Source organism: Shimia sp. W99 (genome assembly GCF_053851455.3).
The window spans coordinates 120,146-146,883 of sequence record NZ_JBSQBU020000001.1 but is presented as its reverse complement, the minus strand read 5'-3'; the positions used below and the strand labels follow the sequence as shown (position 1 = coordinate 146,883).

The 26,738-nt window shown below is 63.2% G+C and carries 26 protein-coding genes; 12 read left to right on the top strand and 14 right to left on the bottom strand.

Going from position 1 to position 26,738, the window contains the following annotated elements; all coding sequences use genetic code 11:
• Window positions 1-7: 7 nt before the first annotated feature.
• Both ACS3QZ_RS00705 and ACS3QZ_RS00700 read left to right on the top strand, forming a co-directional pair.
• Window positions 8-1,084, top strand: coding sequence for a 2Fe-2S iron-sulfur cluster-binding protein (locus ACS3QZ_RS00705; RefSeq protein WP_456036109.1), 1,077 nt, complete (start codon window positions 8-10; stop codon window positions 1,082-1,084).
• Window positions 1,085-1,097: 13 nt separating this feature from the next.
• Complete coding sequence (locus tag ACS3QZ_RS00700; RefSeq protein WP_456036108.1) at window positions 1,098-1,856, top strand: Phenylacetic acid catabolic protein; 759 nt, start codon at window positions 1,098-1,100, stop codon at window positions 1,854-1,856.
• Window positions 1,857-1,927: 71 nt separating this feature from the next.
• On the opposite strand, the gene ACS3QZ_RS00695 is transcribed toward ACS3QZ_RS00700, so the two are convergent.
• The 5 genes from ACS3QZ_RS00695 to paaG all read right to left on the bottom strand — a co-directional run bounded on the left by ACS3QZ_RS00695 (window position 1,928) and on the right by paaG (window position 6,718).
• Window positions 1,928-3,442, bottom strand: coding sequence for a hypothetical protein (locus ACS3QZ_RS00695; RefSeq protein ID WP_456036107.1), 1,515 nt, complete (start codon window positions 3,440-3,442; stop codon window positions 1,928-1,930).
• 132 nt (window positions 3,443-3,574) lie between these two features.
• Entirely contained in the window at window positions 3,575-4,171 is a 597-nt protein-coding gene (locus tag ACS3QZ_RS00690) for a TetR/AcrR family transcriptional regulator (RefSeq protein WP_456036106.1), read from the bottom strand.
• A 3-nt stretch (window positions 4,172-4,174) separates the two neighbouring features.
• Window positions 4,175-5,485 carry a phenylacetate--CoA ligase PaaK gene (gene paaK, locus ACS3QZ_RS00685; protein ID WP_456036105.1) on the bottom strand — a complete coding sequence of 437 codons (1,311 nt, stop codon included), beginning with the start codon at window positions 5,483-5,485 and terminating at the stop codon, window positions 4,175-4,177.
• A 17-nt stretch (window positions 5,486-5,502) separates the two neighbouring features.
• Complete coding sequence (paaI, locus tag ACS3QZ_RS00680) at window positions 5,503-5,928, bottom strand: hydroxyphenylacetyl-CoA thioesterase PaaI (RefSeq protein WP_456036104.1); 426 nt, start codon at window positions 5,926-5,928, stop codon at window positions 5,503-5,505.
• Between the two features lie 4 nt (window positions 5,929-5,932).
• Window positions 5,933-6,718 (bottom strand): 2-(1,2-epoxy-1,2-dihydrophenyl)acetyl-CoA isomerase PaaG, encoded by a 786-nt coding sequence (gene paaG / locus ACS3QZ_RS00675; protein ID WP_456036103.1) that lies wholly within the window; start codon window positions 6,716-6,718, stop codon window positions 5,933-5,935.
• Between the two features lie 115 nt (window positions 6,719-6,833).
• On the opposite strand from paaG, the gene ACS3QZ_RS00670 reads away from it, so the two are divergent.
• From ACS3QZ_RS00670 to mnmH, 3 genes are all read left to right on the top strand, one after another.
• Window positions 6,834-8,030 carry a cytochrome P450 gene (locus tag ACS3QZ_RS00670; protein WP_456036102.1) on the top strand — a complete coding sequence of 399 codons (1,197 nt, stop codon included), beginning with the start codon at window positions 6,834-6,836 and terminating at the stop codon, window positions 8,028-8,030.
• A gap of 12 nt (window positions 8,031-8,042) precedes the next feature.
• Window positions 8,043-10,073, top strand: a complete 2,031-nt coding sequence (gene paaZ / locus ACS3QZ_RS00665; protein ID WP_456036101.1) for a phenylacetic acid degradation bifunctional protein PaaZ — start codon at window positions 8,043-8,045, stop codon at window positions 10,071-10,073.
• A gap of 235 nt (window positions 10,074-10,308) precedes the next feature.
• The gene (mnmH, locus tag ACS3QZ_RS00660) at window positions 10,309-11,349 is read left to right on the top strand and encodes a tRNA 2-selenouridine(34) synthase MnmH (protein ID WP_456036100.1); all 1,041 of its coding nucleotides are present in this window, start codon (window positions 10,309-10,311) and stop codon (window positions 11,347-11,349) included.
• Here mnmH and selD read toward each other — a convergent pair.
• From selD to ACS3QZ_RS00630, 6 genes are all read right to left on the bottom strand, one after another.
• The gene (gene selD, locus ACS3QZ_RS00655; protein WP_456036099.1) at window positions 11,336-13,507 is read right to left on the bottom strand and encodes a selenide, water dikinase SelD; all 2,172 of its coding nucleotides are present in this window, start codon (window positions 13,505-13,507) and stop codon (window positions 11,336-11,338) included. The two genes, mnmH and selD, sit on opposite strands and share 14 nt — an antisense overlap.
• Before the next feature lie 95 nt (window positions 13,508-13,602).
• The gene (locus tag ACS3QZ_RS00650; protein ID WP_456036098.1) at window positions 13,603-13,992 is read right to left on the bottom strand and encodes a carboxymuconolactone decarboxylase family protein; all 390 of its coding nucleotides are present in this window, start codon (window positions 13,990-13,992) and stop codon (window positions 13,603-13,605) included.
• Window positions 13,989-14,669 (bottom strand): glutathione transferase, Atu5508 family, encoded by a 681-nt coding sequence (gene gst, locus ACS3QZ_RS00645; protein WP_456036097.1) that lies wholly within the window; start codon window positions 14,667-14,669, stop codon window positions 13,989-13,991. The genes ACS3QZ_RS00650 and gst overlap by 4 nt, the downstream gene beginning before the upstream one ends.
• A 60-nt stretch (window positions 14,670-14,729) precedes the next feature.
• Window positions 14,730-15,140 carry a GFA family protein gene (locus tag ACS3QZ_RS00640; protein WP_456036096.1) on the bottom strand — a complete coding sequence of 137 codons (411 nt, stop codon included), beginning with the start codon at window positions 15,138-15,140 and terminating at the stop codon, window positions 14,730-14,732.
• A 19-nt stretch (window positions 15,141-15,159) separates the two neighbouring features.
• Window positions 15,160-16,248 carry an aromatic ring-hydroxylating oxygenase subunit alpha gene (locus ACS3QZ_RS00635; RefSeq protein WP_456036095.1) on the bottom strand — a complete coding sequence of 363 codons (1,089 nt, stop codon included), beginning with the start codon at window positions 16,246-16,248 and terminating at the stop codon, window positions 15,160-15,162.
• Window positions 16,245-17,132 carry a MurR/RpiR family transcriptional regulator gene (locus ACS3QZ_RS00630; RefSeq protein ID WP_456036094.1) on the bottom strand — a complete coding sequence of 296 codons (888 nt, stop codon included), beginning with the start codon at window positions 17,130-17,132 and terminating at the stop codon, window positions 16,245-16,247. The genes ACS3QZ_RS00635 and ACS3QZ_RS00630 overlap by 4 nt, the downstream gene beginning before the upstream one ends.
• A gap of 70 nt (window positions 17,133-17,202) precedes the next feature.
• Between ACS3QZ_RS00630 and ACS3QZ_RS00625 the strand changes: the two genes are divergently transcribed.
• From ACS3QZ_RS00625 to ACS3QZ_RS00600, 6 genes are all read left to right on the top strand, one after another.
• Window positions 17,203-19,665: an FAD-dependent oxidoreductase gene (locus ACS3QZ_RS00625; RefSeq protein ID WP_456036093.1), complete on the top strand. Its 2,463-nt coding sequence runs from the start codon at window positions 17,203-17,205 to the stop codon at window positions 19,663-19,665.
• 94 nt (window positions 19,666-19,759) lie between these two features.
• The gene (locus tag ACS3QZ_RS00620) at window positions 19,760-20,842 is read left to right on the top strand and encodes an alcohol dehydrogenase family protein (protein WP_456036092.1); all 1,083 of its coding nucleotides are present in this window, start codon (window positions 19,760-19,762) and stop codon (window positions 20,840-20,842) included.
• Window positions 20,839-21,438 carry a dimethylsulfonioproprionate lyase family protein gene (locus ACS3QZ_RS00615; RefSeq protein ID WP_456036091.1) on the top strand — a complete coding sequence of 200 codons (600 nt, stop codon included), beginning with the start codon at window positions 20,839-20,841 and terminating at the stop codon, window positions 21,436-21,438. Before ACS3QZ_RS00620 ends, ACS3QZ_RS00615 begins: the two co-directional genes overlap by 4 nt.
• Window positions 21,435-22,547: a mandelate racemase/muconate lactonizing enzyme family protein gene (locus ACS3QZ_RS00610; protein WP_456036090.1), complete on the top strand. Its 1,113-nt coding sequence runs from the start codon at window positions 21,435-21,437 to the stop codon at window positions 22,545-22,547. The genes ACS3QZ_RS00615 and ACS3QZ_RS00610 overlap by 4 nt, the downstream gene beginning before the upstream one ends.
• Before the next feature lie 61 nt (window positions 22,548-22,608).
• Entirely contained in the window at window positions 22,609-23,712 is a 1,104-nt protein-coding gene (locus tag ACS3QZ_RS00605; protein WP_456036089.1) for a mandelate racemase/muconate lactonizing enzyme family protein, read from the top strand.
• Between the two features lie 5 nt (window positions 23,713-23,717).
• Window positions 23,718-24,992, top strand: coding sequence for an aspartate aminotransferase family protein (locus ACS3QZ_RS00600; protein WP_456036088.1), 1,275 nt, complete (start codon window positions 23,718-23,720; stop codon window positions 24,990-24,992).
• On the opposite strand, the gene ACS3QZ_RS00595 is transcribed toward ACS3QZ_RS00600, so the two are convergent.
• The 3 genes from ACS3QZ_RS00595 to ACS3QZ_RS00585 are packed head-to-tail and all read right to left on the bottom strand — an operon-like array spanning window position 24,989 to window position 26,191.
• Window positions 24,989-25,393, bottom strand: coding sequence for a c-type cytochrome (locus ACS3QZ_RS00595; protein ID WP_093095427.1), 405 nt, complete (start codon window positions 25,391-25,393; stop codon window positions 24,989-24,991). The genes ACS3QZ_RS00600 and ACS3QZ_RS00595 overlap by 4 nt on opposite strands.
• Window positions 25,390-25,785 (bottom strand): c-type cytochrome, encoded by a 396-nt coding sequence (locus ACS3QZ_RS00590; RefSeq protein WP_456036087.1) that lies wholly within the window; start codon window positions 25,783-25,785, stop codon window positions 25,390-25,392. Before ACS3QZ_RS00590 ends, ACS3QZ_RS00595 begins: the two co-directional genes overlap by 4 nt.
• A 28-nt stretch (window positions 25,786-25,813) precedes the next feature.
• On the bottom strand, window positions 25,814-26,191 hold the full coding sequence (locus ACS3QZ_RS00585; protein WP_456036086.1) for a c-type cytochrome: 378 nt from the start codon (window positions 26,189-26,191) through the stop codon (window positions 25,814-25,816).
• A 131-nt stretch (window positions 26,192-26,322) separates the two neighbouring features.
• Here ACS3QZ_RS00585 and ACS3QZ_RS00580 point away from each other — a divergent pair, with 131 nt between their 5' ends.
• Window positions 26,323-26,736, top strand: coding sequence for a PaaI family thioesterase (locus ACS3QZ_RS00580; protein WP_456036085.1), 414 nt, complete (start codon window positions 26,323-26,325; stop codon window positions 26,734-26,736).
• Window positions 26,737-26,738 lie beyond the last annotated feature (2 nt).

The following is a 26,738-nucleotide window of genomic DNA, read 5'->3' as shown; positions in this document are numbered from 1 at the left end:
GAGCCCCATGGCACGTTTTCACGATCTGGAAGTCACCGACATCCACAAGACCATCCGCGACGCTGTTGTCGTGACCCTGAAACCCGTCAACGGCGCGGCCGAGGAATTTGATTTCACCCAAGGCCAATACCTGACCTTCCGGCAGGATTTCGACGGCGAGGAACTGCGCCGCTCGTATTCGATTTGCGCCGGGAAAGACGAAGGCATTCTGCAGGTCGGCATCAAGCGTGTTGACGGCGGGGCGTTTTCGACATGGGCCAACGAAGAGCTCAAGGTCGGCGACACGCTTCAGGCCATGCCCCCCATGGGCGGCTTCTTTACCGCTTTGGACGCGGCCAACGAAAAACAGTATCTCGGCTTTGCCGGTGGTTCGGGCATCACGCCTGTCCTGTCGATCCTGAAAACCACATTGGCGCAGGAACCGAAAAGCACCTTCACGCTGGTCTATGCCAACAAGGGCGTGAACACGATCATGTTCCGCGAGGAACTGGAAGATCTCAAGAACACCTACATGGGCCGTTTCAACGTGATCCACGTTCTTGAAGCGGACGCGCAGGAAATCGACCTGTTCACCGGGCTTGTGACCGAAGAGAAATGCGCCCAGCTGTTCAAGACCGGCTGGATCGACATCACATCAGTCGACACCGCCTTCATCTGTGGCCCCGAGCCGATGATGCTGGGCATCGCCAGCGCCCTGCGCGCGCACGGTCTTGATGACGCACAGATCAAGTTCGAGCTTTTTGCCTCGTCCCAGCCGGGCCGCGCCAAGAAAAAGGCCGTCAGCAAGGATGCCGCTTCGGGCGCCAACCAGGCCACTGCGGCGATCACGCTCGATGGCTCGACCCAGACGATCCAGATGCCGAAAGACGAAACCATCCTCGACGCCGCGCTGGCGGGCAACATGGACGCGCCTTATGCCTGCAAGGCCGGTGTGTGTTCGACCTGCCGCTGCCGTGTTCTGGAAGGCGAAGTGGAAATGGTCGCCAACCATGCGCTTGAGGACTACGAGGTAGAAAAGGGCTATGTCCTCTCCTGCCAGTCCTATCCCGTGACCGACAACGTCGTTGTCGACTTCGACCAGTAAGGGAGGAAAGACAATGACCGAAGAAATGAGCCTCGACAGCTATCTCGCCCAGGGTGGCGTGCTGACCAACCCGATGAACGTGCCGCCACGCTACCGTGCGGAACTGATGAAGCTGATGACCACTTTCGTGGACAGCGAACTGGCCGGTGCCGCGGGCTTTGCCGACGTGATCAATGCCGGCCCCGGCATCAAGGAACGCATCGCCGCGGCCAAGATCGTGCTGGAAAAAACCGACAACGCCAACCGCGTGCTGAAGGTCATGGGTGAATTCGGCGTGGACGGTGACCGCTATGCCAACCACCACCCGTGGACCGCGCGGCTTGACCGCGACGCCGATATCGGCGCCAGCCGCACTGATCACGACATGCGCCTTGCGGTGTTCAACTATCCGCTGAACGGCTGGTCCGACGCGGTGGTGATGAACCTCCTGATGGGACGCGCCGTGGCCGTGCAGATGGCAGAGTTCTCGTTGGTGTCCTACCAGCCGCTGGCCGAAGCCTTCCGCGCCATTGCGCCGATCGAAGCGCGCCATGCGGAACTGGCCGAAGAGGGCCTGACCAAGCTTGTCGATGGTGGCAACGCGGACGGCCTGCAAGCTTCGGTGGACTATTGGTGGCCCCGCGTGGCGGCCTCGTTCGGCGCGGCGGATTCGACCAAAGCCGACAGCCTCAAGAAGATGGGCCTGCGCAAGTCGACCAATGCCGAGCTCCGCACACGCTGGGAAGCCGAGGCCAAGGCCGTGCTGGACAAGCTGGGCCTCAAGGCGGGCTAAGCGGCCCGCGACATTGCGAAATGCCGGAAAGCGGCGTCCCGATCGGGGCGCCGCTTTTTGCATGCACGGCGTCAGGGGTTGTGGCCATCCCACGGGTGGTTGAGAAACTTGGCGCTGACGTAACCCTGTTTACCCGCCGCATCTTCCACCCGATACCAGATTGCATTATCCTCGAAACACTGGGACACCGCCTCCCGGTCACGTCGGTATTGCGCCTTGTCGTCATAGTCCCAATAGCGACCCAACGCCTGGCATGCTGTCCGGCACCGGGCGCGGGTCGCATCAGACCCGACCAGCCGCCCACCGCGTTCAAGCGACCACAAACGGGTGTTTCTGGGCGCTTCAGCCACCACGCGCGCGCTGAAGTCCGCAGCATCCCGGATATTGGCAAAGTTATCGACCCGCGTGACGACCATGCCCTGCCCCTCGCTGACACCACAGCCGCCATAGATCGGCATGTCGAAACGCGCGTTGATGTCCGGCGCCTCGGCAGCCACCTGCGCGGCATAGGATGGAAGCGTGCGCAACGGTGTGTCAGGGGGGAACATGGCGATGGCGGGGTTCGCGCTCATATTGGCAAAACTCACGTCCCTGCCGGTAATGTCGATATCGCAATGTTCCCCAATCGCGCGGGTTTCATGCAGCGTTCCCCCACAAGCCTGCACCACGCCCCATTCCAACCCGGATGGCGAGACATCGAACTGCACGCGACATTCCCGGTCGCCCATACCGTCTACACGCCCAATCACAAAGTAGGTGTCTCCCGGATCATCGGCGCGCACGCGCACCCGCGCCACTGCGGATTTGAGGTAGTTGATGCCATCCCGATCCGTGGCGATGGACAGGTCCGCCCCGGGCACCTGCGTCAGCCACTCCGAAAGGTTGTCACAGGCGATCAGCGCCTCGCGCGGGCTGACTTCGGTGGGCACGGGAAAGCCCGTCACATCAATCTTCCAGCGTCCGGCCTTGCCCACGGTGTCGATATAGAAAAAATCCTCACCCTCATGCGCGAACATCGCCTCCATCAGGTCCGCCTCGACCATCGGCACCGCCACGTAATTCTGCATCCGGTTAGCCAGTTGCACGAACTGCAACGTCGCCTCAAGTGCGAGCTGGAACGAGCGGTTCACCACCTCCGCCGAATAGCTGCCCCCCGACGGCAGGCTGAACTGCGGCCTGTGAAACCCAAGGGTGCCATTCACGTGCAAACTGCGATTGATGGTGAAATCCTCGATCAGCGCTCTTGTGCCCATCATGAAAACCACCGCACAGGCCGACAGGCACTTATCCCCGTCCCCCACCGCGGTGCCCACGTAATTCTGTTCAAGGTAATCCGCGATCTTGACGGCTTCTCCAAGCGATCCTCCGGGGCTGTTCAGGCAAAGCACAACGTCGCCGGTGCCTTCCTCGTGGTTGGACGGCTTCAGATGTTGCTGTGCAAAAGACTGAAATCGCTCGAAATCACCACGTTCGATGGTGCCTTCCATGCGGGCCATGCACCCGTTCGTGGTATCGGGTGAAAACGTCGCGGCGGCTGCCGGAAACCCGAAATTGCATAACAGCAGAGCGGCAATAATCCTGAACATGCCCACCATCCTTCTTGCCTGAGTTTACCCACAGGCTAAGTCGAAGATGCGGGAGTCCGCAACATGTTCATGGGCTCGCAGGACCGGGCGCCCCCAGCATCAAACGGGAAACGGACCGGTATCCTGTCGGGTTCAGATTGTGGGCACACCGCCCAGTGTCAGGTTGCTGACCAGCCGCGCATAGTCTTCTCGGGCCTGCGTGCCTGCACCGGTATTCCACATGTAATACCAGTTGAGCATGCCAAAGACCGACATCGTCGCCGCCCGCAACTTGGCATTGTCGGCGCCAAGCACGTCGGGTGCGGCCTGCTCCAGGATATCGCTCAGGAACGTCACCATATCACGCTGGTATCCGCGCAGAACCTTCTGCTGTTCGGGCGGCAGCATCTCGACACCGTTGATCTGGACGCGGTGTTCGTCATCCGCGCCCTGATACGCCATCAGGATTTCGCGGACCACGCGGAACACCTTTTCCTGCGGGTCCAACCCATCAAGGTCGATCCCGCAGATCCGGTCGCGCAGCGCGCTCAGGTAGGTTTCAAGGATGTCATAGAGAATGGCATCCTTGCTGTCGTAGTAGTGATAGATATTGGCCTTCGAAATCCCGCAGTCGCGCGCCAGCATCGACATCGAGGCCCGGTCAAAGCCCTCGTTGGCAAACACCCGGGCCGCAGCCTTGAGGATGTTCTCGCGTTTCTGGTCGTGGTCCTTTGCGATCGTTCTGGCCAAAACTCACTCCTTGTCGCGGTTGTCGACGACGCGCTTGGCTTTGCCTTGGCTACGTTCGACGGCTCCCGGGTCTCCTACGATAATCTCGGTGGAAACGCCAACAATGTCCTTGATCCGTTTGGTCAGCATGCGCGCCGCAGCCGTCTTGGACAGGTTATCAGTCGAATCCGCCGCGGCCTCGACAAAGACCCGCATCGCGTCCATGCGACCGGACTTGTAAAGCTCGATCTGGAAATGGCTGGACAACCCGCCGGTTGCCAGAACCTGCTCCTCGATCTGGGTCGGGAACACGTTCACACCGCGCAGAATGATCATGTCATCGCTGCGACCGGTGATCTTTTCCATGCGCCGCATGCTGCGCGCGGTGCCCGGCAACAACCGGGTCAGATCGCGGGTGCGATAGCGGATCATTGGCAGACCTTCCTTGGTCAGCGTGGTAAAGACCAGTTCGCCCATCTCTCCATCCGGCAGCACTTCGCCCGTGGCCGGATCAATGATCTCGGGCAGGAAGTGGTCTTCCCAGATGACCGGGCCATCCTTGGTCTCGACGCATTCATTGGCCACACCCGGTCCCATGATTTCGGAAAGTCCATAGATATCAACCGCATGCATGTCGAATGCCTCTTCGACTTCCTTGCGCATCGCGTCCGTCCAGGGCTCGGCCCCGAACACGCCCACCTTGAGCGAGCAGTCGCGCGGGTCCATGCCAACCTTGTGATACTGCTCAAGGATGTTGAGCATGTAGGACGGCGTCACCATGATCCCGTCGGGCTGGAAATCGGTGATCAGGCCCACCTGTTTCTCGGTCTGCCCGCCCGACATCGGCACCACGGTCGCGCCAAGGCGTTCGATGCCGTAATGCGCGCCAAGGCCGCCGGTAAAGAGGCCGTAGCCATAGGCGTTGTGCACCATGTCGCCCTTGCGCAGGCCCGCGGCCCGCAAGCTGCGCGCCACAAGGTCGGCCCAGTTCGAAATGTCATTCGCGGTATAGCCCACCACGGTCGGTTTGCCGGTCGTCCCTGACGAAGCGTGCAGGCGCATGATCTGCGAACGCGGCACGGCAAACAGGCCAAACGGGTAGTTGTCGCGCAAGTCGTTCTTGTAGGTGAACGGGAATTTAGACAGATCGGCCAGCGATTGCAGATCATCTGGGTGCACGCCGGCGTCGTCAAACCGCTGCTTGTACATCGGCACGTTGTCATAAGCATGACGCACCGACCATTTCAGGCGCTCCAGCTGCAGCGCGCGGATCTCGTCGATCGAGGCAATCTCAATCGGGTCCAGAATATCACGGGGGGGTGTCAAATCCTGCATATCTCTCCTCCTTTCGACTATTCGTCGAACAAATTGCCCTTGATCTGACGCGAGAACCCACGGAACTCGGCGATCAAGGCGCCGTCTTGATTGGTGACTTTAACGTCGTAAATGCCGCTGCGCCCGGTCTGGCTGACTTCGCGCGCATCGGCGGTCAAAATATCGCCCTCGCGCCCGGGCGCGATGTAGCTGATCATGTTGTGCTGGGCCACGGTCGACAGGTTGCGGCTGTTGCAGGCAAAGGCAAAGGCGCTGTCCGCCAGCGTGAAGGTCACGCCGCCATGGCAGATGCCATGGCCGTTGCAATGCTCGGGGCGCACCGCCATGGTCAGCACCGCCCGGCCTTCGTCGATCCCGGTGATCGCCATGCCCATATGCTGGCTGGCGCGGTCGCTGGCCCACATAGCGGCAGCGGATTTCTCGGCGCGTTCCTTCGGCGTCATGGTCTCAGCGCCCCTGATAGTTCGGCTTGCGCTTGTTCAGAAAAGCAGAAACACCTTCGGCATAGTCCGCGCTGAACCCGCATTGCTTCTGGCACTCGGCTTCCAGTTCAAGCTGATCCTCAAGCGTGTTCATGCTGGCCGCCTGGATCGCCGCCTTGGTCAGGCCCAGCCCCACGGTCGGCCCGTTGGCGAGCTTCTCGGTCAGCTTGCGCGCCGCGTCCATCAGTTCCGCGTCCGGCAGCGCTTGCCAGATCATGCCCCACTCTGCCGCCTGCGCCGCCGTCACCGGCGCACCGGTCATGGCCAGCGCCTTGGCGCGGGCTTCCCCGAGAAGACGGGTCAGCGCCCAGGTCCCCCCCGCATCCGGCACAAGGCCGACATTTGCAAAGGACTGGATGAATTTTGCACTTTCACCGGCCAGAACAATGTCACAAGCCAGAGCGATATTCGCCCCCGCTCCAGCGGCCACGCCATTAACCGCGCAGACAATCGGCATGTCCATCTCGCGCAAAAGCTTGATCAGCGGGGAATAGAAGGTCCGGATCGTGATCGAAAGATCGGCCGGTTCCTTCATCGCCGACGGGTCCACATCGCCCAGATCCTGTCCGGCACAGAACCCGCGCCCCGCCCCGGTTAGCAAGACCGCCCGCGCACCCGCGTCCCACGCGGTCTCAAGCGCCTTGCGCAGCGCAAGATGCATCTCGTCGTTGAAACTGTTGAGCCGATCCGGGCGGTTCAGAGTCACCTCGACCCAATTGCCATGCCCTGTCACAAGAATCGTTTCGCTCATGATGCCTCCTCTGCACCCTGTCTGGGCCTCGTCCCGAGTCTTTACTTGCATAAACCGAACGGTTGGTCAATAAATAACGAGAAGATGATTCCGCTCCTTGGGAGGAGAGCGAACCATGTCCGATATCCTGACACTGACGGCCCCGCCCGCGGGGTTCCACGAAAACCCCTATCCGATCTACGCGCATTTGCGTGAAGAGGCCCCGGTCTGTGCACAGCCTGACGGGTCGTTCATCCTGTCGCGCTACGCCGATCTCGACATGGTCTATCGCGACACGGACACGTTCATCTCGGACAAGAAGGCTGTGTTCGGTCCGAAATACGGCGTTGATTCTCCGCTTTACGAGCACCACACCAACTCGCTCGTGTTCAACGACCCGCCGCTGCACACCCGCGTGCGCAAGGTGATGGTCGGAGCGATGAACCCCCGCGCCCTGGCGCAGATGGAACCGGGTCTGGTGACTCTGATCGACTCGCTGCTGGACGAGATGGCCGATCAGGCCGAGGTCGAACTGATCGAAGCCTTTGCAGGGGCGATTCCAATCGAGGTGATCGGCAACCTTCTGGGCATTCCGCGCGACGAACGCGACCCGCTGCGCGACTGGTCTCTGGCCATTCTCGGCGCATTGGAACCGGCGCTGACAGACGAACAACTGGCCACCGGCCATCAGGCCGTCACCGATTTCAAGGCCTTCCTGCGCCACATCATCGAAGACCGCCGCGCCCATCCGGGCGATCCGGAAACCGACGTGCTCACGCGCCTGATGCAGACGACCGGGGATCACCTCACCGAGGTCGAGCTTTACCAGAACTGCATTTTCATCCTGAATGCGGGTCACGAAACCACGACCAACCTGATCGGCAATGCCATTGCCCTTCTGGATCAGTACCCTGCCAAACGCGCCGAATTGCTGGGTAATCCGGACCTGATCACCACCGCCGTCGATGAATTCCTGCGACTGGAAAGCCCCAACCAGTTCGGCAACCGCCTGACCACGCGCGACATCACCCTGCACGGCGTCACCATTCCGGCAGGCACCGACCTGCATCTCTGCATGGGTGGCGCCAACCGCGACCCACGCCAGTTCGACAGTCCCGACGAGATGCAGCTTGACCGCCGCCCCAACAAACACCTCGCCTTTGCGGGCGGCGCCCATACCTGCGTCGGCCTGACACTGGCCCGCATGGAGGGGCGCATTGCCGTGGGCCGCTTCCTGCAACGTTACCCGAATTACCACCTGACACCCGGCGCACAGCGCGGGGGACGCATCCGCTTTCGCGGTTACGCCCGCCTGCCCGCCACACTGACCTGAGGACCAAGACTTATGACCGTACAGAACATCTCCAGCTTTGCCGCCGGCCAATGGATCGCCCCCGGCGCAGGCGCGCGCAACATCGCCAGCGCCATCACCGGCGACGTCATCGCCACCGCGGGCAATGATGCGCTCGACGTGCAGGCCATGCTGGATTACGCCCGCAACGTTGGCGGTCCGAACCTGCGCAAGCTGACCTTCCATGACCGCGCCCGCATGCTCAAGGCACTGGCCATGCACCTGCGCGAACATCGTCAGGCGATGTATGACCTGTCCTTTGACACCGGCGCGACCCAGTCCGATCACATGATCGACATCGACGGCGGCATCGGCACGATGCTGGTCTTTGCCTCCAAAGGCCGCAAGGAGATGCCCGACAGCCACGTCTATCTCGACGGGGAAATCGAGCAGCTGTCGCGCAATGGCACCTTCCTAGGCCAACACATCTGCACCCCGCTGCAGGGGGTTGCGATCCATATCAACGCCTTCAACTTCCCTGTCTGGGGCATGCTTGAAAAGCTCGCCCCTACCCTGCTCGCCGGGGTTCCGGCCATCGTGAAACCGGCCACCAACAGCTGTTACGTGACTGAACTTTGCGTCAAACTGATGATCGATTCCGGCATCCTTCCTGCAGGCGCGCTGCAGCTGGTTTCCGGCGGTTTGGGCGACATGCTGGATCACCTCACCTGTCAGGATGCCGTGGCCTTTACCGGCTCGGCCGACACCGCGCTGAAACTACGCTCCAACCCGCTGATCCTTGGAAACAACACCCGGTTCACATCCGAGGCCGACAGCCTCAACGCCTCGATCCTTGGCCCCGACGCGATCCCTGGCACACCCGAGTTTGACCTCTTCGTCAAGGAAGTCAGCCGCGAGATGACCACCAAGGCAGGGCAGAAATGTACCGCCATCCGCCGTATCATCGCGCCCCAGAACAGTGTCGAGGCGCTGATCGAAGCGCTCTCGGCGCGGCTCTCGAAAACCGTGATCGGCGATCCCCGCCTTGAAACCACCCGCATGGGGGCGCTGGTCTCGGGCAGCCAGAAGCGCGACGTGCTGGAAAAGGCCGCGCTGATCGGGACCGAGGCCGAGCGCGTCTTTGGCGATCCCGACAACTTCACCGTCGAAGGGGCCGACGCCGAGAAAGGCGCCTTTGTGCCGCCAATGCTGTTCCATTGCGCCGATCCCGACAACGCGCAGCGCGTGCATGACACCGAGGCCTTCGGCCCGGTCAGCACCGTCATGGGCTACCGCGACCTTGATCACGCGATTGCGCTGGCCAACAAGGGGCAAGGCTCGCTTGTCACCTCCTGCATTACGCACGATCCGACCGTCGCGCGCGAAGTCGCCATCGGCGCAGGCGCCTTCCACGGGCGCATATACTTCAACAACCGCGACTCGATGAAGGAAAGCACCGGCCACGGCTCGCCCCTGCCCCACATGGTGCATGGCGGCCCCGGTCGCGCCGGTGGTGGCGAGGAACTCGGCGGTATTCGCGGCGTAAAACACTACATGCAGCGCACCGCGATTCAGGGCTCGCCCGATATCCTGTCGGCGATTGGCGACAAATGGGTGCCGGGAGCGGCAGAGATCACCGAAGAGGCCCACCCCTTCACCCGGAAATTCGGCGAACTGTCGGTTGGTGAAACCCTGCACACCGCGCCGCGCACCGTCACCATGGACGACATCGAGCATTTCGCCAACTTCACCGGCGACACCTTCTATGCCCACATGGACGAAGAGGCCGCCCGCCGGAACCCGTTCTTCCCGGGCCGCGTTGCACATGGCTACCTGCTCCTGTCCTTCGCCGCCGGCATGTTCGTGGAACCCAACGAAGGTCCGGTTCTGGCCAATACTGGTCTCGATGGCCTGCGTTTCATGAAGCCTGTCTCGGCGGGTGACAGCATCAAGGTGCGTCTGACGGTCAAGAAAAAGACCAAGCGCAACGATGAATATGGCGAAGTCCGCTGGCACGTCACGCTGACCAATCAGGATGACGAAATGGTGGCGGAATATGAACTGCTGACCATGAACGCTTACTGAAGAAAAGCCGGGCAGCGCCCGACCGAGGGTGGGCGCTGCTCCGCATAAGTAAGTCACTTTGTCTCGCGCAGCTCTGATCAACTCAGAGCATCAAACCACCCTCCCAAAAGCGCCCGCCCAAGGGGCGGTCGGGCGCTGCCCGGCGGCGTGAGTGCACGCCTTGATTCCGGGCGAGGTGCTGGCCATCCCCGCTCCATCAAGCTATCACCGGGCAGCCCAACCGACGGACTGCCCCATGCCCCAAGAGCTGACCACCCTTTCCGACCTCGCCACTCTCCCGTTTGACGAGATCATCGACGTCCGCTCGCCTGCCGAATACGCCGAAGACCACATCCCCGGCGCGATCAACCTCCCGGCACTGTCGAACGAGGAACGTGCCCGTGTCGGCACGATCTACGTGCAGGACGATCCCTTCAAAGCGCGCAAGATCGGTGCCGCGCTTGTCTCGCACAACGTCGCCGCCCATCTCGAAGGTCCGCTGGCCGACCGTCCGGGCGGCTGGCGCCCGCTGGTCTATTGCTGGCGCGGGGGTCAGCGCTCCGGTTCGGTCGCCATTATCCTCAAACAGATCGGCTGGCGCGCCGACACGGTGGACGGTGGCTATCAGCGCTATCGCCGTCTTGTCGCCAAGGCGCTCTATGACGCGCCCATGCCCTGCCCGGTGGTGGTGATCGACGGCGGCACCGGCACGGCCAAGACCCGCCTTCTCGACCACCTCGCAGCCCAAGGCGCGCAAACACTCGACCTCGAAGCCATGGCCGAACATCGCGGCTCGCTCTTTGGCCCGATGAGCGCGCATCAACCCAGCCAGAAAACCTTTGAAAGCCGTCTGGCGATGGGTATGGCGCGGCTTGATCCGTCCCGCCCGGTCTATGTCGAAGCCGAAAGCTCCAAGATTGGACGCCTGATCATTCCGCCAACCCTGTGGCAGGCCATGATCGCCGCGCCCAACCTGCGCCTCACCGCGCCGCTTGCGGCGCGCGCGGATCACTTGCTGACCGCCTATCCCGACATGATCGAAGATTCTGACAAGCTTGATCAGGTCCTGCAGCAACTCGTGCGCTATCACGGGCATGAGCAGGTGGCCAAATGGCGCGAAATCGCCGGAACAGGAGACTTCCGCACCCTCGCCCAACAGCTGATCGAGACACACTACGATCCGCGCTATACCCGCATCAGCCGCGCCCACGCGCCTGATGCCACGCCGTTTGACCTGCCGGACCTGAGCGACGACACGCTCGCGGTCTGCGCCCGCAAGATCATCACCCTGCAGTAATCGCAGGCGCGCCCGTTTCAAGACGCCCGATCACCGCCGCCTGATGGCCCTTGGCCCGCAGCGCCTCAACCAGAACCCCGGCGGTTCCGGCCTCCACCGCCGCCAAAAGCCCGCCTGCCGTCTGCGGATCATGCAACAACGCGCCACGCGCACCCGTCGCGCCAAAAACCGGCGCGCTGTCGGCATTGGCCTGCCAGATGGTCGAACGATGCCCCGCCTTGGCCAACTCCAACGCCCCCGGATAGACCTGCACCGCCTCCAGATCGAGCGTCGCAGCCACACCTGACGCCCGGCACATCGCCATCAGATGCCCGGCCAGCCCGAACCCGGTCACATCCGTCATCGCATGTGCGCCCTCAAGGATTGCCGCCGCACCCCCCTGCGGGCGCGCCATCTCGGCAAGCACCGCCTGCACATCCGCGCCTCGCGCCTTGCCCTGCATCTCTGCGGCCAAAACCGTGCCCGACCCGATGGGTCGCGTCAGGATCAGCACATCGCCGCCCCGCGCCCCGGCATTGCTGATCGCCGAGCCCTCGACCAACCCGGTCAGGGTCAGCCCGATGGTCAACTCGCTGCCCATGGTCGAATGCCCGCCCACAATCTCGGCCCCCGACGCGTTCAGCACCTCCCCAGCCTCGCGCAGGATCTCGGCCATGCTGCGCGCCTGCAAAGCCGCGCTCATCCGCGGCAAGGTCACGGACATCAGCGCACCTTGCGGCGCGGCGCCCATGGCCCAGATATCGCCCAAGGCGTGCACCGCCGCAATCCGCGCCATTAGACCAAAATCCTCGGAAAAGGCGCGCAAATGATCCGTCGTCACCACCTGCTGCACGCCCCCCACCAGCAAGACCGCCGCATCGTCACCGGGACCGGAAAGCACATCCGCCCGCCCCAATCGCGGCAGGCTTTCCAACACCCCGGACAAAGTCCCCGGCCCCACCTTTGACCCACAGCCCCCGCACAAAGGTTGTTCCGGCACCGCCTCCAGCGCCACCTCACGCGGTGGATTTGGCGCGGTCATCGCGGGCAAATGGCGGAACTTGTCCATGAATTTCTGATCAATGTGATCCTTCCAGCGCCACAGCGCCGGACCGGACAGCGTACGCCCCCATTTCTCCGCCACGGCAGATTTCCCACCCAGCGAGATCAGCTTGAGGTAATCCTTTTGCGGCCGGAACGCGCGTGCCTGTCCCCCCGACAGGACCGCCCGCAGATTGTCATGCAACACCTTGCCCGCACGTACCGCAAACACACCGGCCTTGGGGCGCGGCGTCGCCCCCATATGCGCGCAATCACCCACCGCAAAAAGATCGTCCAACCCCTCGACCTGCAGGCTGTCACGCACCCGCACAAACCCGTCTTCGGTCAGGGGGAGCGCGCTTTCGGCCAGCCAGCCATGGGCAAACGCGCCTGCGGCACCGACCGTGAACCGACTTGGCACCGATGTGCCGCCCTTGAGCATGACCCGCTCTGCCTCGACCTGCGCCACCTGCGCGTTGGTCATGACCTCAACGCTCAGATCGCCCATTGCGCCCAACAAATGCCGCTCCGCCGCCGCCGTGCGCCCGGTGATCTTTGGCCCCGCCTCGATCACCGTCACCTTGCCCGCGCATCCCCGCGTGCCCAGCGCATGGGCCATGGCCAGCGCCAGCTCGCTCCCGGCCACGCCACCCCCGATGACCGCCACCTCGGGTGCAACATCCCCCTTGGCAGCCGCGTCGAGAAACGCCGCCCAGCGGCTCGCGTAGACATCCAGCGGCTTGGCGCCTAGCGCATGCTCCCCAAACCCTTCGATCCCCGGCATCTCGGCATGGATTCCAACGTCAATCGACGCCACATCATAGCCGATTTGCCCCCGCCCCTTCACGGCGATCGTCCGCGCCACAGGGTCAATCCCCTCGGCAGGCGCCATGATCAGCCGCGCCCCGGCAAAACGCGCCAGTTTCACAAGGTCGATATCAAGATCATCGCGCGCATAATGCCCGGCGATATGGCCGGGCAACATGCCCGAATAGGGCGCTGTGGGGCCGGGATTGATCAGCGTCACCCGCACGCCGGGCAAGGGGCGCATCCCCCACATGCGCAGCACAAGCGCATGGGCATGGCCACCGCCAATCAGAACAAGATCGCGGGTCAACTGAACGGGGGACGACATCATCGGAACAGCTTCCTTTTGCACTCTCCCGTCCGATATCGCATTGGCGCGCGCATGACCACGGGCGCCGGAACGATCCGTGGGAATCTAGGTGGCCCTCAGAGCAACCCACGCTCTTCCAGCACTTTGCGCGCCACGCGGAAACACTCCAGCGACTGCGGCACGCCGCAATAGATGCCGACCACGTGAATGATCGCGCGCACTTCTTCTACCGTGACGCCATTGTTGAGCGCGCCATTGAGGTGAATTTCCCATTCATGCATCTTGCCCAGCGCCCCGAGCATGGCGAGGTTCATCATCGACCGGGTCTTGGGTTCGATCACGTCATCGCCCCAGCCAAAGCCCCAGCACCACGCCGTCATCGCCTCCTGAAAGGGGCGTGTAAAATCGTCTGCGGCGGCAAGGTTCTTTTCCACGTACTCCGCGCCCAACGTCCCCTTGCGCTGTTCCAACCCTTTCAGGAACAGGTCTTCGTCAAACAGGCTCATAAGTCTTCTTTCCCTTCCAGCATGTCCAAGATGGACGCCTCAATCTCACCCGCACAATAGCGCGCCGGGCCATCGTCCCACGCCGCAAACAGAGCCGCAACCCGCGGCGTCTGCGCAACCCGATCCACAAGCGCCGCAACGGTTGGCGCATGGGCCGCCAGAACCGGGCGCAACCCCGGCAAACAGCGCACCATGTTGTGCCAAAGCCCGGTCAGAATCAGCTGCGACAGGTCAATCTCGCCCGCATCCAGTGCCTCGTCGATCACCAGCCGTTCATTCAGCGCCATCCAGCGCGGCAGGCGGATCGCGACAAAATCATCCCACGCCGCCCGATCCCACATTTGCGCGCCATGGCCACGGGTAACTTCCACCAAGATGTCGGAAGCATCACAAACCAGCCGCAATTCCGTGTCCGGCACCCGGCTCAGCCCGTGCTTGCGCCCAAGATACATGGTGATCGCCGGCAACTGGCTGATCCAGCGCCCCGCCTTGCGATCCTCCAGCAGGGGCGGTGCCATGAACGGATAGGGAAGGTTCCCGACCGCCTGCCCTTTCAGCGCGCCCACCTCTTCCCAATCCGCCTCACGCCAATCCACACCGGCATGGGCAAGGATCACGCGAATGATCTGCCCCCGGAACGGGATCGGCCAGTAATAAAGAGCATAGGGTGCCGTCATGCCAATTCTCCTCAAACCACCATGCAAGCGTATCAGGATCGCACAGGATCGCCCAAGCGATCAGGCCACCGGCTGCGCGCCATCGGCAGACGCGGCAAACTTGGGCAGGTCGTCGGCAATCGCCAGCCAGGGAAGGCGCTCGGCCCAGTGGAAGTGCGCCTGTGGTTCAAACTGCGCCGGATCGTCCAGCGTCGCGGCATAGAGATGGGTCTCCTCCGGCCAGGCCTCGGATTGATAGGTCATCTGGGTGCCACATGCCGGACAGAACTTCCGGCGCACTCTCCCGCCAGATGTCACGTAGTCGGCCAGCGTCCCGGACCAGCGCACGCTGTCCCGCACCACACCGAAGAACGAGGTGAAAGGGGCCGAGGTCGCCCGCCGGCAACTGTCACAATGACAATGCCCGGCCCAAAGCACCGGCGCATCCGTTTCCCAGCGCACCTGCCCGCAAAAACACCGCCCCGTCCTCATCTCCGATCCCTCCTTGCCGCTACTCCACCGCCGCGCGCATCCACTGCTGCAGCCGCGCAATCGAATGTTCCGAGTGTACGCCGCATTGCGGGTCCAAAACCAGCGGTCCGGGTCGATACCCGCGCGAGGCCAGCCCGCGCTGCACGCTTTCGACCAGCCGGATATCCTCTTCCACGGTGGTTTCGCGATCCTGCACCGCCAATGCCCGGATCACGTCACTCTCTACGCCACCCGCGGTGTACCAGCCGCGCCAGACCGTGCAGCGATCCACCTCTTCGGCGCGCCAGTGATAGGTATTGAGCACATTGCCCGGATAGCACTGGAACGAGAACATCGGCCACAGGAACCAGCTTTGATAATCCCCGGCATGGGCCACGGACATATCCACCGGATAGGTCATCTTCTCAAGGCTCTGACATTCCGTGGTGTGGCGCAGCACATAACCGCCGCCCGCGTCGGGCTGAATGTCATAGGTCTCGGGTTTGACCACCCCCTCGGCAAAGGTCGGATGGTTGATCGGGCAATGATAACATTCCGAGTAATTCTCGACCGACACTTTCCAGTTGCAGTTTTCGGGCACCTCCACCCATTCCAGCGGCGCGAGTTCCTTGATCCAGGGCACAAATTCCAACAGCTCGGCGCGCACCCCCGGATACCAGTCATCCATTGGCGCGGCGGCGTCATCGAGATTGACAAACAGGAAACCGAGAAAGTCTTCGCTGCGCACCTCGGTCAGGCATATCTCCGAACGGTCAAACCCCGGCACTGCCTTGATATTCGGCCCCGCCCGCAGGCCGCCGCTCAATTCATAGGTCCACGCATGATAAGGACAGACCACAACCCGCGTATTGCCCCGCCCCGACACCATCTCATGCGCACGGTGCTGGCAGACATTGTAGAACACCCGCACCACCTCGTCCCGCCCACGAATGGCAAACAGGCTTTCTCCGGCAATCTCGAAGGCAGCGTAATCCCCGACATTGGGAATATCCGACAGGTGCAGCGCAAATTGCCACGTAGACGCCAGAAGCCCCCGCATCTCTTGGGCATAGATCGCCGGATCGGTGTAATAACGCGCCTCAAGCGAATGGACGGGGCTGTCGCTCATGGCATGTCCTCCTGATAAATCCCCAACTGGTGACGGCGCTCATGGAACTTCTCGACCCGCGCCACGATCTCGGGACTGGCCGAGGCGATCACGAAACTCAGCAAGGTTTCCAGCAGGGCGATGGTCGACACCGAACTGGGAAAGAACTGCGGCGTATCAGCGGCCACGACAAAGCCATGCGCGGCTCCGCGAATGATCGGTGACGCGGGCGAATCCGAAATCCCGATCACGCACATCCCCTGTTCGCGCGCCACCTCGACCGCCTCGACAACTTCGCGCCGATACGGCGCACAGGTGATGGCAATCAGCACGTCGCGCTCATCTGCCCAGGCAATGTCATCCACCGGCGTCGATCCCGGGCGGGGGATGGCGTGGAACTGCACCATGCCGGTGCTGGCCAGATAGGTGAAATTGCGCGCGTTGGAATTGTTGACCCCCACGCCCAGCGTATAGACATTGCGCGAGTTCCAGATCGCCTCGGCCGCCACGCGCAGCGCCTCTTCACTGATCCCAGCGAAGGTCTCTTCGATGTTGCGCAGGGCCGCGCTCACCATGTCGGCATAAAGCCCGCCCAGCGCCCCCTGCCGCCGGATATCCTGCAACCACCGCGCCCGATCCGGGAAAGAGGCCGTCCCACGCCGAATCGCCTCGCGGAACGGTTCGCGGAAATCCTCGTAGCCCTCGAACCCCACCTGCCGCGCCATGCGCACGACGGTGTTTGGCTTGACCTTCGCCGCCTCGGCAATCTCGCGCACGGTCGACACCCCCACATCACGCGGGTTTTCAAGCACATAGCGCGCCACTTTCTGCGCCTCGGGCGTCAGGTCATCCCACTCTTCGGAAAGGCGGCTCAGCACGGTTTCTGATACATTTGTGTCATTCATGATTGACGATGGTACAAATGATTGCCTAGCCTGTCCACAAGAAACAACCGTACCAGAGCGAGTCGGCCTCATGTCCTCATCTTCCCTTCCAAGCCACGCCCGGGTCGTCATTGTTGGCGGCGGCGTCATGGGCGTCGGCCTCGCCTATCACCTTGCGCATGAAGGCTGGGGCGCCCACACGGTGCTTCTGGAAAAGGCCGAACTGACCTCCGGCTCCACGTGGCACGCCGCGGGCCAGATCACGCATTCGACCTCGTCTTTCTCGCTTGGCAAATGTGTCGATTACAACATCGGCCTCTATTCCGGCGGGCTGGAGCAGGAAACCGGTCAACCCGTGACATGGCACGGCTGCGGGTCCTTCCGGCTGGCCTATACCGAAGACGAAATGGACTGGCTGCGTCACACCCTGTCGGTGGGGCGCTCGCTCGGTTTCAACATCGAACTGGTCGGCCCCGACCGTGTCGCCGAGTTGCACCCTTTCTACAATCTCGAAGGCGTCCAAGGCGCACTCCACACCCCCGATGACGGCCATGTCGATCCGACCAACGTGACCATGGCCATGGCCGCCGGCGCGCGGGCCAAAGGCGTGCGCATCATCCGCCGCTGCCGCGCCAGCAACATTTTCAAGCGCGGCCATGAATGGGTGGTCGAAACCGATCAGGGGACGATCACCTGCGAACACGTGGTCAATGCGGGCGGCACCTATGCCCGCCAGATGGGCGACTGGTCAGGGCTGCAACTGCCCATGACCTCGATGACGCACCACTATTTCGTCACCGACGAAGTGCCGGAATTCCGCGACCTGCCCACGGAACTTCCTGTCATCCGAGATGACAAAAAGGTCTCAGGCTATATCCGCATGGAGCAGAAAAAGGGCCTGATCGGCATCTATGAAAAAGCCAACCCCAACGCGGTCTGGCTCGATGAATGCCCGTGGGAGTATGAGAACTGGCTGTTCGAGGCCGATTATGACCGCGTCATGCCATGGCTGGAAAACGCGCTCGACCGGATGCCGATCTTTGCCGATCTCGGCATCACCCGCGACGTGCACGGCGCCATCTCGCACCCGCCCGACGGCAACCCGCTGATCGGCCCCGCACCGGGCGTGGAAAATTACTGGTGTTGCTGCGGCACCCAGATCGGCATCGGCTGGGGGCCGGGCCTGACCCGCGAACTGGCCCGCTGGATGGTGCATGGCGCCGCCGATATTGCCATGCGCGACTATGACCCGCGCCGATTTGGAGAATACGCCACCCCAGAATGGCAGGTGATCAAGGCCAAGGAAGACTATTGCCTGCGCCACGAAATCCCCTTTCCGCATTTCAACCGCCTTGCGGGGCGCCCGGTGAAACCCTCGCCCCTGCATGACCGCCTGAAAAAGACAGGCGCCGTGCATGAAGAAGTCTTTGGCCATGAACGCCCCCGCTGGTTCGCCCGCGACGGCGTGGAACAGCGCGATCACTACAGCTTCACCCGCAACGTGGTGCACGACATGGTCGCCTTTGAATGCAAGGCTGTGCGTGAACGGGTCGGCCTCATGGACGTGACCGCCTTTACCAAGGTCATGGTGGAAGGTCCCGACGCCTATGCCCTGCTCGACCGCCTCACCGCCAATCGCATGCCACAAAAAAACGGCGCGATCACCCTGACCCATATGCTCAACCGCCGCGGTCGGATCGAGCTGGAAACCACGATCCTGCGCATGGCCGATGACCAGTTCTATCTCGTCTGCGCCGCCTTCTTCGAGCAACGCCTGCTCGACCACCTGCACCGCCACCAAGGCGATGCCGACGCCACCATCACCTGCCTTTCCAGCGACTGGTCGGCGCTTTCGCTGAACGGCCCCCTGTCCCGCGACGTGCTCTCGCAATGCACCGACGCAGATCTTTCCAACGCCGCCTTCCGCTGGCTCTCGGCCCGCGAAATCACCGTTGCGGGCCATAAAATCTGGGCCTTCCGCATGTCCTATGCCGGGGAACTGGGCTGGGAGTTGCACATGCCCAACGCCGCCGCCCCCGCGATCTATGACGCGCTCTGGCAGGCGGGCCAGCCTCACGGCATCGCCAATTACGGCTCTTTCGCCATGAACGCCCTGCGCATGGAAAAGGCCTTCCCCGGCGCAGGCGAACTCACCAACGAAGTCACCCTGCCCGAAGCCAATGTCATGCGTTTCGTGAAACTCGACAAGGACTACCTCGGGGCCGAAGCAACCCGCACCAGCGCCCAATCCAACCTGCCATGGATCTGCACCTATCTCGAAATCGACCCCGACGGGACAAATGATGGCCACGGCGGAGAAGCCGTTCTTCTGAATGGCACCGTGGTCGGCTCCACCGCCTCCGTCGTCTATGGCCATACCGTCGGCAAGATCCTCGCCTTCGCTTACCTGAAACCCCACGCCGCCACGCCCGACACAAACCTCACAGTGATCATCGCAGGCCGCCCCCGCGCCGCCCGCGTCCTGGCCGAGGCCGCATACGACCCGCAGGCCACCCGCCCCCGCACCGACAACACGCAAGAGGCCGCAGAATGACCCGTTTTTCCTTTGGCCCAAAATATCCCGGGGGAGTCGCCCCGAGGGCGACGGGGGCAGAGCCCCCGGCTCCCCATCCACGAGGAACCACTCCATGACCATTCACGCCACCATGCAGGCGATGCTGCTCACCGGCCACGGAGATCTGGACGCTTATGACTGGCACGAGGACTGGCCCACCCCCACCCCCGCCCCCGGCGAGGTGCTGATCAAGGTCGGCGCCTGCGGCCTCAACAATACCGACGTCAATACAAGGTCGGGCTGGTACTCCAAGGCCGTCGGTGACGCGACCACCGGCGGCGCCTTTGACGCGGTCGATGAAGACGACCCGACATGGGGCGGGCGTCCGCTCACCTTCCCGCGTATCCAGGGCGCCGATGTCTGCGGTCAAATCGTTGCCGTTGGCGACGGCGTTGACCCGGCCCGCATCGGCGAACGCGTCCTGACTGACAACTGGCTGCGCGACCCCTACGACCCACAGAACAAGGAAAAGACCGGCTATTTCGGCTCCGAGCGCGATGGCGGCTTTGCGCAATATGCCACCATCCCCGCCAGCAATGCCCTCGCCATCTCCTCCCCGCTCAGCGACGCGGAACTGGCCACCTTCTCCTGCTCCTACTCTACCGCCGAAGGCATGCTCACCCGGGCCAACGTGACCAAGGCGGACACCGTGCTGGTCCCCGGCGCCTCGGGGGGCGTCGGTGGCGCGCTGGTGCAGCTTGCCAAACGCCGCGGCGCGCGCGTGATCGCCATGGCCTCGGAAACCAAACACGCCGAGGTCGCCCAACTCGGCCCCGACCGCATCCTGCCCCGCGCGCCCGACAACCTGCGCGCCGCGCTCGCGAATGAAAAGATCACCGTGGTCGCCGATATCGTCGGCGGCCCCGATTGGCCAAAGCTGATCGACATCCTTGAACGCGGCGGGCGATACACCTGTTCGGGCGCCATTGCCGGACCGCTGGTCGAACTGGACCTGCGCACCTTCTACCTGCGCGACCTCACCTTCACCGGCTCGACCGTGATCCCGCCCGAGGTGATGCAGAACATTATCCGCTACATCGAGGCAGGTGAAATCAAACCGGCGCTGGCCGCCACCTACCCGCTCAGGGACCTGCGCACCGCGCAGGCGGCCTTCATCGCCAAAAAACACACCGGCAACATCGTGGTGATCCCATGACCCGCACAGTCTTTGACCACCTCCTTGACGAAGCCCGCCGGGTGCACGATGCCGACCCGCGCATGACAGAATTCTGCCCCTTCCCCGATGACATCCGCCCCCAGCCGGTCACCCCCTTTCACATCCCGGCCAGCGATCTGATGCAAAACGATCCGGCACTCAGCACCACCCGCTTTGCACCCTTACGCGACGCGTTCATCGCCGCCGCCCCGCACGCACAGTGGCGCGAGACCTACAAGGGCACGGATATCGGCGAAGACTTCATGACCCGCTTCGGCTGTTATTGCCTGATCGGAGACGGCGGTCCCTTCCACAGCGATCAGATGCGCGCCTGGGTGGTCTATATGCCCGCCCACCTGCATTATCCCTGGCACCACCATCCCGGCGAAGAAGCCTACCTGATCCTCGCCGGTCAGGCAGAATTTGCCCGCGGCGACGAAGCCCCCGAAACGCTTTTCCCTGGCGACATCGTTTGCCACGAAAGCAATCAACCTCACGCCACCGACACAACCCACGCGCCCCTGCTGGCCTATGTGGTCTGGCGTAATGGCTTTGATGCCGCCCCGGTCCTGACCCCGTCCGAGACCCCGACATGAAACTCACCCGCATCACCGTCTTTCACCGCGACCTGCCGCTGGAACATCCCTACTGGCTCTCTGGCGGACGGCTGAAATTCGAAACGCTCGATGCCACCTTCGTCAAACTGGAAACCGACGCAGGGCTCGCCGGCTGGGGCGAAGGCACACCATGGGGCCACACCTATGTGCCCGCGCACGGCCCCGGCATCCGCGCCGGGATCGAAACCATGGCCCCCTTCATCCTCGGGCTTGACCCGCGCCACCTTCTTGAGGTCGAGCGCGCCATGGACCTCGCCCTGCCCGGGCATCTCTATGCCAAATCGCCGATCGACATGGCCTGCTGGGACATCGCCGGACAGGCCGCCGGCCTCTCCATCGCTGCCCTGATGGGCGCGCACGCAAACCGCCCCATCCCCATCGCCTCCTCCGTCGGGGCGAAAACCATCGAAGAGACCCGCGCCGTGATGGACCGCTACCGGGCGCGTGGCTATATCGCCCATTCGGTCAAGATCGGCGGCGACGTGGCTCGCGACATCGCCCGCATCCGCGATGTCGAAGCCCGGCGCGCCGAAAACGAGATCATCCTCTATGACGTCAACCGCGGCTGGACGCGGCAACAGGCCCTGCGCGTCATGCAGGCCACGGAAGATTTGAATGTCATGTTCGAACAGCCCTGCGAAACGCTGGATGATATCGCCGCGATCCGCCCCCTGCACAGCGCCCCGGTCTCGGTCGACGAATCCCTCGTCACCCTGCAAGACGCCGCCCGCATCGCCCGCGACGGACTGGCTGAGGTCTTCGGGATCAAGCTCAACCGCGTCGGCGGCCTCACCAAGGCCGCCCGCCTGCGCGACATCGCCCTTACCCATGGCATTGACATGTTCGTCATGGCCACCGGCGGCTCCGTGCTGGCCGACACCGAAGCCCTGCACCTCGCCGCCACCATCCCCGATCCTGCGTGCCATGCGGTCTGGGCCTGTCAGGACATGATCACCGCCGAAATCGCAGGCGGGCGCGGCCCCCGCGCCACCAACGGCCACCTCACCCTGCCCGACACGCCCGGCCTTGGTATGCATCCCGACGAAGAGGCCCTTGGCCCGCCCACCGCCATTTACGAGGTGCCCTGATGCTTCCTTTTGCCAGAAATATCCCGGGGGTGCGGGGGCAGAGCCCCCGTGCGACAGCCCCATGAAACTCACCCGCATCTCCCTCTGGCACGTGCCGCTCACCAGCCACGCGGCCTATCACATGGCCGATGGCAAGACCTGCGACACGGTTGAAACCGCGGTGCTTGCGCTCGACACCGACACCGGTCTGACTGGCTGGGGCGAAGTCTGTCCGATCCCCCACTACCTGCCCGCCTATGCGCGTGGCGTCGCACCCGCGCTGAGCGAACTTGCCCCGGTCCTCATCGGTGCCAACCCGATTGGACCCGAAGCGCTCATGGCCCGCGCCAACGCCCATCTGCAGGGGCATGTCTATGCCAAATCCGCCCTCGACATCGCGCTCTGGGACCTCACCGGACAGGCCGCCAACCTGCCACTCTTTGCGCTGCTCGGCGGACAACAGGCCGCGCACATGCCGCTCTATCACTCCATCACCTGCATCGCGCCTGACGACATGGCCGCCATTGCGCGCGAGGCGCAAGCCACTGGAATCACACAGTTTCAGGTCAAGCTTGGCGCATCAGGCGACTGGCAAACCGATGTCGAACGCCTGATCAAGGTGCGCGAGGCCGTCGGCCCCGGCCCGCTGGTCTATGGCGACTGGAACTGCGGCGCAACCTCGCTTGAGGCGACGCGCGTGGGCCGCGCCGTGGCGCATCTCGACATCATGCTTGAACAGCCCTGCGCCACGCTGGCCGATTGCGCCCGCGTGCGCGCCGCCACAAACCTGCCGATGAAACTCGACGAAAACGCGCATGACACCGCCTCCCTGCTCGAGGCGCACCAGCTTGGCATCATGGACGCCGTGGCCCTCAAGCTGTCCAAGTTCGGCGGCCTCTCCGCCACCCGCGCCGCACGTGATCTCTGCCTGCATCTGGGCGCAAAACTCTGCATCGAGGATACATGGGGTTCCGACATCACCACCGCCGCCCTCCTGCATCTCGCGGCCAGCACCCCGCCTGCGCGCCTGCTCAACACCTGCGACCTTTCCGGCTATGTTGCCCCGCGCCTCGCGCCCGACGGCCCCACCCGCGACAATGGCCAGATTGTACCGCCCAGCGGCCCCGGTCTTGGCATTTCCCCTGATCGCACCGCGCTTGGGGCGCCCGACCTCATTCTGGAGTGACTGACATGCACCCGATTGCATCCGAAACCGACTGGGCCGCCCGCGCCCGCGCCGTCTTTCCCGCAGGCGGGCTCGGCAATTTCGACCCCTCGATCTGCATCGCTTCGGGTCAAGGCGCCCGCGTCACCGACACGAACGGCCAGACCTATGTCGACTATCTGATCGGCTCCGGCCCGATGCTTCTCGGCCACAACCACCCGGAAGTGATCGACGCCATCTGCGCACAGCTGTCCCATGGCATGACCTTCTTTGCCAACAACCCCTTTGCCATCGAGCTTGCCGAAGAGATCTGCGCCGCCGTGCCCTGCGCTGAACAGCTCCGCTTTCTCGCCTCGGGTGGCGAGGCCGACATGTACGCCATGCGCCTCGCCCGCGCCTTCACTGGGCGCGACCGGATCATCAAGTTCGAAGGCGGTTATCACGGCATGTCCGCCGAGGCACAAATGAGCCTCGCCCCCGAACACCGTGCGAATTTCCCCCAAGCCATCCCCGACAGCGCCGGCATCCCCGCCGCCGTCGCCGCAGACATGCTGATCGCGCCATTCAACGATATCGACTATATCCGCTCGCTTTTGGCCGAATACGGGCCACAGGTTGCCGCGATCATCGTCGAACCCCTGCAGCGCATCATCCCGCCCGCCCCCGGTTTCCTGCAAGCCTTGCGCGACGAGGCCGACAATCATGGCTGTCTTCTGATTTTTGACGAGGTCGTCACTGGCTTTCGCTTTGCCTATGGCGGCGCGCAGGCGCTTTACGGCGCGACCCCCGATCTCTGCACGCTGGGCAAGGTGATCGGCGGCGGCATGCCCCTTGCCGCCATCGCCGGGCGCGCCGACATCATGGCCCATTTTGACAAATCCAAGGTCGGTGCCGAGAATTGGCTGATGATGCTGGGGACGCTCTCGGGCAACCCGGTCGCTGCCGTGGCCGGACTCAAAACGCTGGAAATCCTGCGCCGCGACGGGGCCTATGACACCCTGCGCCAGCGGGGGGAAGAGGTCATGGCCATGACCCGCACCGCGCTGGATGCCTCGGGACACCCCTACCAGATTGTCGGAGACCCCACCCTGTTCGAAGTGGTTTTCACCGAGAATCCGGTGCGCGATTACCGCGATGTGCAATCCTCCAACACGGCACGCGCCGCCGCCTATAATGCAAGCCTGCGCGCCAACGGCATCTTCAAATCGCCCGGCAAAACCTATCCCTGCCTCGCGCTCACCGATGACGATCTCGCGCGCACGCAATCCGCCATCACCGCCGCGGCACAGGCGCTTTCCTAACGCTGGATGCTCTCAAGATAGGCCAGCAGCGCCGCCAGAGGGCGCGGCGTCGGCGTCATCACCCCGTCACCTGTGTCCACGGGCACAAGATCGCCCTCCAGAAGCGCGCCGAATTCCGGCATATCCACTCCGGCAATCGCGTCCCGCTCATAGCCGTCGATCTGGCTCAACACCTCGGCCACGGGAAATGCCCCCCCGGCCCTCCGGGAAATCTGTGTCAGATCGCTGGGCCGGGGGCGCAACCCGGCGGCAATCGCTCCGTCTCCGCGCCCACCCGCGCCATGGCACAGCGCGCAGTTCTCGGCAAAAATCGCTTCCCCTTCAGGGGCTTCGGGCATTTCCGCCTCGGCGCAGGCCATCGCCCCGACGCCCAGAGCGGCCGCCATCATCCAGTATTTCATTTCTGTACGCTCTTGAGATATTCCACGAGGTCCGCAACCGGTTTCGAGGTCATGATCGGCTGCCCGCTATCGGTCTTCATCGCCACGTCGAACCCTTCGAAAAAGTCGCCATAAACCGGCATCGGGCTGCCATGGCTGACCAGCGGATCGCGCCCGTCAATGCGTTGGATCACCCGAACAAGCGGAAACGCCCCGCCATTGCCTGCGCTCAAGCTGGTCAAATCCGCCGGTTTGATCACCATCACCCCGGCCATCGGCCCCTGCCCGGTCAGGTCAATCCCGTGACAGGTGGCGCAATGATCCATGTAAAGCGCGGCCCCGTCCTCGGCGTCCCCGGCGATACAGGCCCCGGACATCCCCATGATCAGGAACGAAAAAATCAGTTTCTTCATAGCTATACCCCTGTTGACTGCGCCCGGCTCACCGCTGGAGGGTCTCGAGATAATCCACCAACGGACCAAGCTGCAACTCTTCTCCCCCCAAACCGGGGCCAAATTCAGGCATCGCGCCGCTAAAATCTTCAGACCGCGAATGCCCATCGATAATCTCGGTCACATACATCGCCGGAAACGTGCCGCCATTATTGCGCGCCAGAATCGTCAGATCCGTGGGCGGCTTTAGCAACTTGTCCGCAAACGGCCCATCGCCCAATCCGGTATCCCCATGACATTGCACGCAATTTCGCTCGTATACGCCGCGCCCCTGCGCCACGTTGATGCCACAGGCCACCACCAAAAGCGGCAGGCCCAATGCCGTGATCCATCCTGTCAGTCCCGCCCGCATGGCATTCTTTCCCATCTTGCGCCCTTTCTCAGGGTCTCATGTTCCCGCTGCACCGACCTTGATCCCGATCATAGCGCGTGACATCCCCGCCCGCGCCCGCCATTCTCGGCATCAACACGCCGCCGCGAAACATCTTGGAGACGCGCATGACCATGACCCCGGCCGACGCCCAGTCGGTGCTCGAACACGCCTTTGCCCCGTGGGTCAAGGCGCTTGACCTGACCATAACCGATATCACGCCCCAAGGTGCAACCCTGACCATGCCGATCACCGACGATCTGGCCCGGATCGGCGGCATCATTTCCGGTCAGGCGCTGGCGGCAATGGCTGACACGTCGATGGTTTTTGCCGCGATGGGGTTCCTTGGCGAACCCAAACCGGTGGCCACCACCAATCTCGACACCGTGTTCCTGCGCCCCGGTACGGGTGATCTGATCCGTTGCGACGCCGAGATCGTGCGCGCGGGAAAGGCGCTGATCTTCTGTCGCGCCTCGATGACGGCCCTGCCTTCCGACAAGCTGGTCGCCACTGCCACGGCGACCTTCTTCCTGCCTTCCTGACA

What these genes read in the sequence shown, in the direction of transcription:
- paaI (WP_456036104.1), bottom strand. Translation starts at nt 5,928, where the DNA reads ATGACGCCGAAGGAACGCGCCGAGAAATCCGCTGCCGCTATGTGGGCC.
- ACS3QZ_RS00670 (WP_456036102.1), top strand. Translation starts at nt 6,834, where the DNA reads ATGTCCGATATCCTGACACTGACGGCCCCGCCCGCGGGGTTCCACGAA.
- ACS3QZ_RS00705 (WP_456036109.1), top strand. Translation starts at nt 8, where the DNA reads ATGGCACGTTTTCACGATCTGGAAGTCACCGACATCCACAAGACCATC.
- ACS3QZ_RS00640 (WP_456036096.1), bottom strand. Translation starts at nt 15,140, where the DNA reads ATGAGGACGGGGCGGTGTTTTTGCGGGCAGGTGCGCTGGGAAACGGAT.
- paaG (WP_456036103.1), bottom strand. Translation starts at nt 6,718, where the DNA reads ATGAGCGAAACGATTCTTGTGACAGGGCATGGCAATTGGGTCGAGGTG.
- ACS3QZ_RS00625 (WP_456036093.1), top strand. Translation starts at nt 17,203, where the DNA reads ATGTCCTCATCTTCCCTTCCAAGCCACGCCCGGGTCGTCATTGTTGGC.
- ACS3QZ_RS00620 (WP_456036092.1), top strand. Translation starts at nt 19,760, where the DNA reads ATGACCATTCACGCCACCATGCAGGCGATGCTGCTCACCGGCCACGGA.
- mnmH (WP_456036100.1), top strand. Translation starts at nt 10,309, where the DNA reads ATGCCCCAAGAGCTGACCACCCTTTCCGACCTCGCCACTCTCCCGTTT.
- ACS3QZ_RS00630 (WP_456036094.1), bottom strand. Translation starts at nt 17,132, where the DNA reads ATGAATGACACAAATGTATCAGAAACCGTGCTGAGCCGCCTTTCCGAA.
- ACS3QZ_RS00700 (WP_456036108.1), top strand. Translation starts at nt 1,098, where the DNA reads ATGACCGAAGAAATGAGCCTCGACAGCTATCTCGCCCAGGGTGGCGTG.
- ACS3QZ_RS00650 (WP_456036098.1), bottom strand. Translation starts at nt 13,992, where the DNA reads ATGAGCCTGTTTGACGAAGACCTGTTCCTGAAAGGGTTGGAACAGCGC.
- gst (WP_456036097.1), bottom strand. Translation starts at nt 14,669, where the DNA reads ATGACGGCACCCTATGCTCTTTATTACTGGCCGATCCCGTTCCGGGGG.
- ACS3QZ_RS00635 (WP_456036095.1), bottom strand. Translation starts at nt 16,248, where the DNA reads ATGAGCGACAGCCCCGTCCATTCGCTTGAGGCGCGTTATTACACCGAT.
- ACS3QZ_RS00600 (WP_456036088.1), top strand. Translation starts at nt 23,718, where the DNA reads ATGCACCCGATTGCATCCGAAACCGACTGGGCCGCCCGCGCCCGCGCC.
- ACS3QZ_RS00585 (WP_456036086.1), bottom strand. Translation starts at nt 26,191, where the DNA reads ATGGGAAAGAATGCCATGCGGGCGGGACTGACAGGATGGATCACGGCA.
- ACS3QZ_RS00605 (WP_456036089.1), top strand. Translation starts at nt 22,609, where the DNA reads ATGAAACTCACCCGCATCTCCCTCTGGCACGTGCCGCTCACCAGCCAC.
- ACS3QZ_RS00695 (WP_456036107.1), bottom strand. Translation starts at nt 3,442, where the DNA reads ATGTTCAGGATTATTGCCGCTCTGCTGTTATGCAATTTCGGGTTTCCG.
- paaK (WP_456036105.1), bottom strand. Translation starts at nt 5,485, where the DNA reads ATGCAGGATTTGACACCCCCCCGTGATATTCTGGACCCGATTGAGATT.
- ACS3QZ_RS00590 (WP_456036087.1), bottom strand. Translation starts at nt 25,785, where the DNA reads ATGAAGAAACTGATTTTTTCGTTCCTGATCATGGGGATGTCCGGGGCC.
- ACS3QZ_RS00610 (WP_456036090.1), top strand. Translation starts at nt 21,435, where the DNA reads ATGAAACTCACCCGCATCACCGTCTTTCACCGCGACCTGCCGCTGGAA.
- ACS3QZ_RS00580 (WP_456036085.1), top strand. Translation starts at nt 26,323, where the DNA reads ATGACCATGACCCCGGCCGACGCCCAGTCGGTGCTCGAACACGCCTTT.
- paaZ (WP_456036101.1), top strand. Translation starts at nt 8,043, where the DNA reads ATGACCGTACAGAACATCTCCAGCTTTGCCGCCGGCCAATGGATCGCC.
- ACS3QZ_RS00615 (WP_456036091.1), top strand. Translation starts at nt 20,839, where the DNA reads ATGACCCGCACAGTCTTTGACCACCTCCTTGACGAAGCCCGCCGGGTG.
- ACS3QZ_RS00595 (WP_093095427.1), bottom strand. Translation starts at nt 25,393, where the DNA reads ATGAAATACTGGATGATGGCGGCCGCTCTGGGCGTCGGGGCGATGGCC.
- selD (WP_456036099.1), bottom strand. Translation starts at nt 13,507, where the DNA reads ATGATGTCGTCCCCCGTTCAGTTGACCCGCGATCTTGTTCTGATTGGC.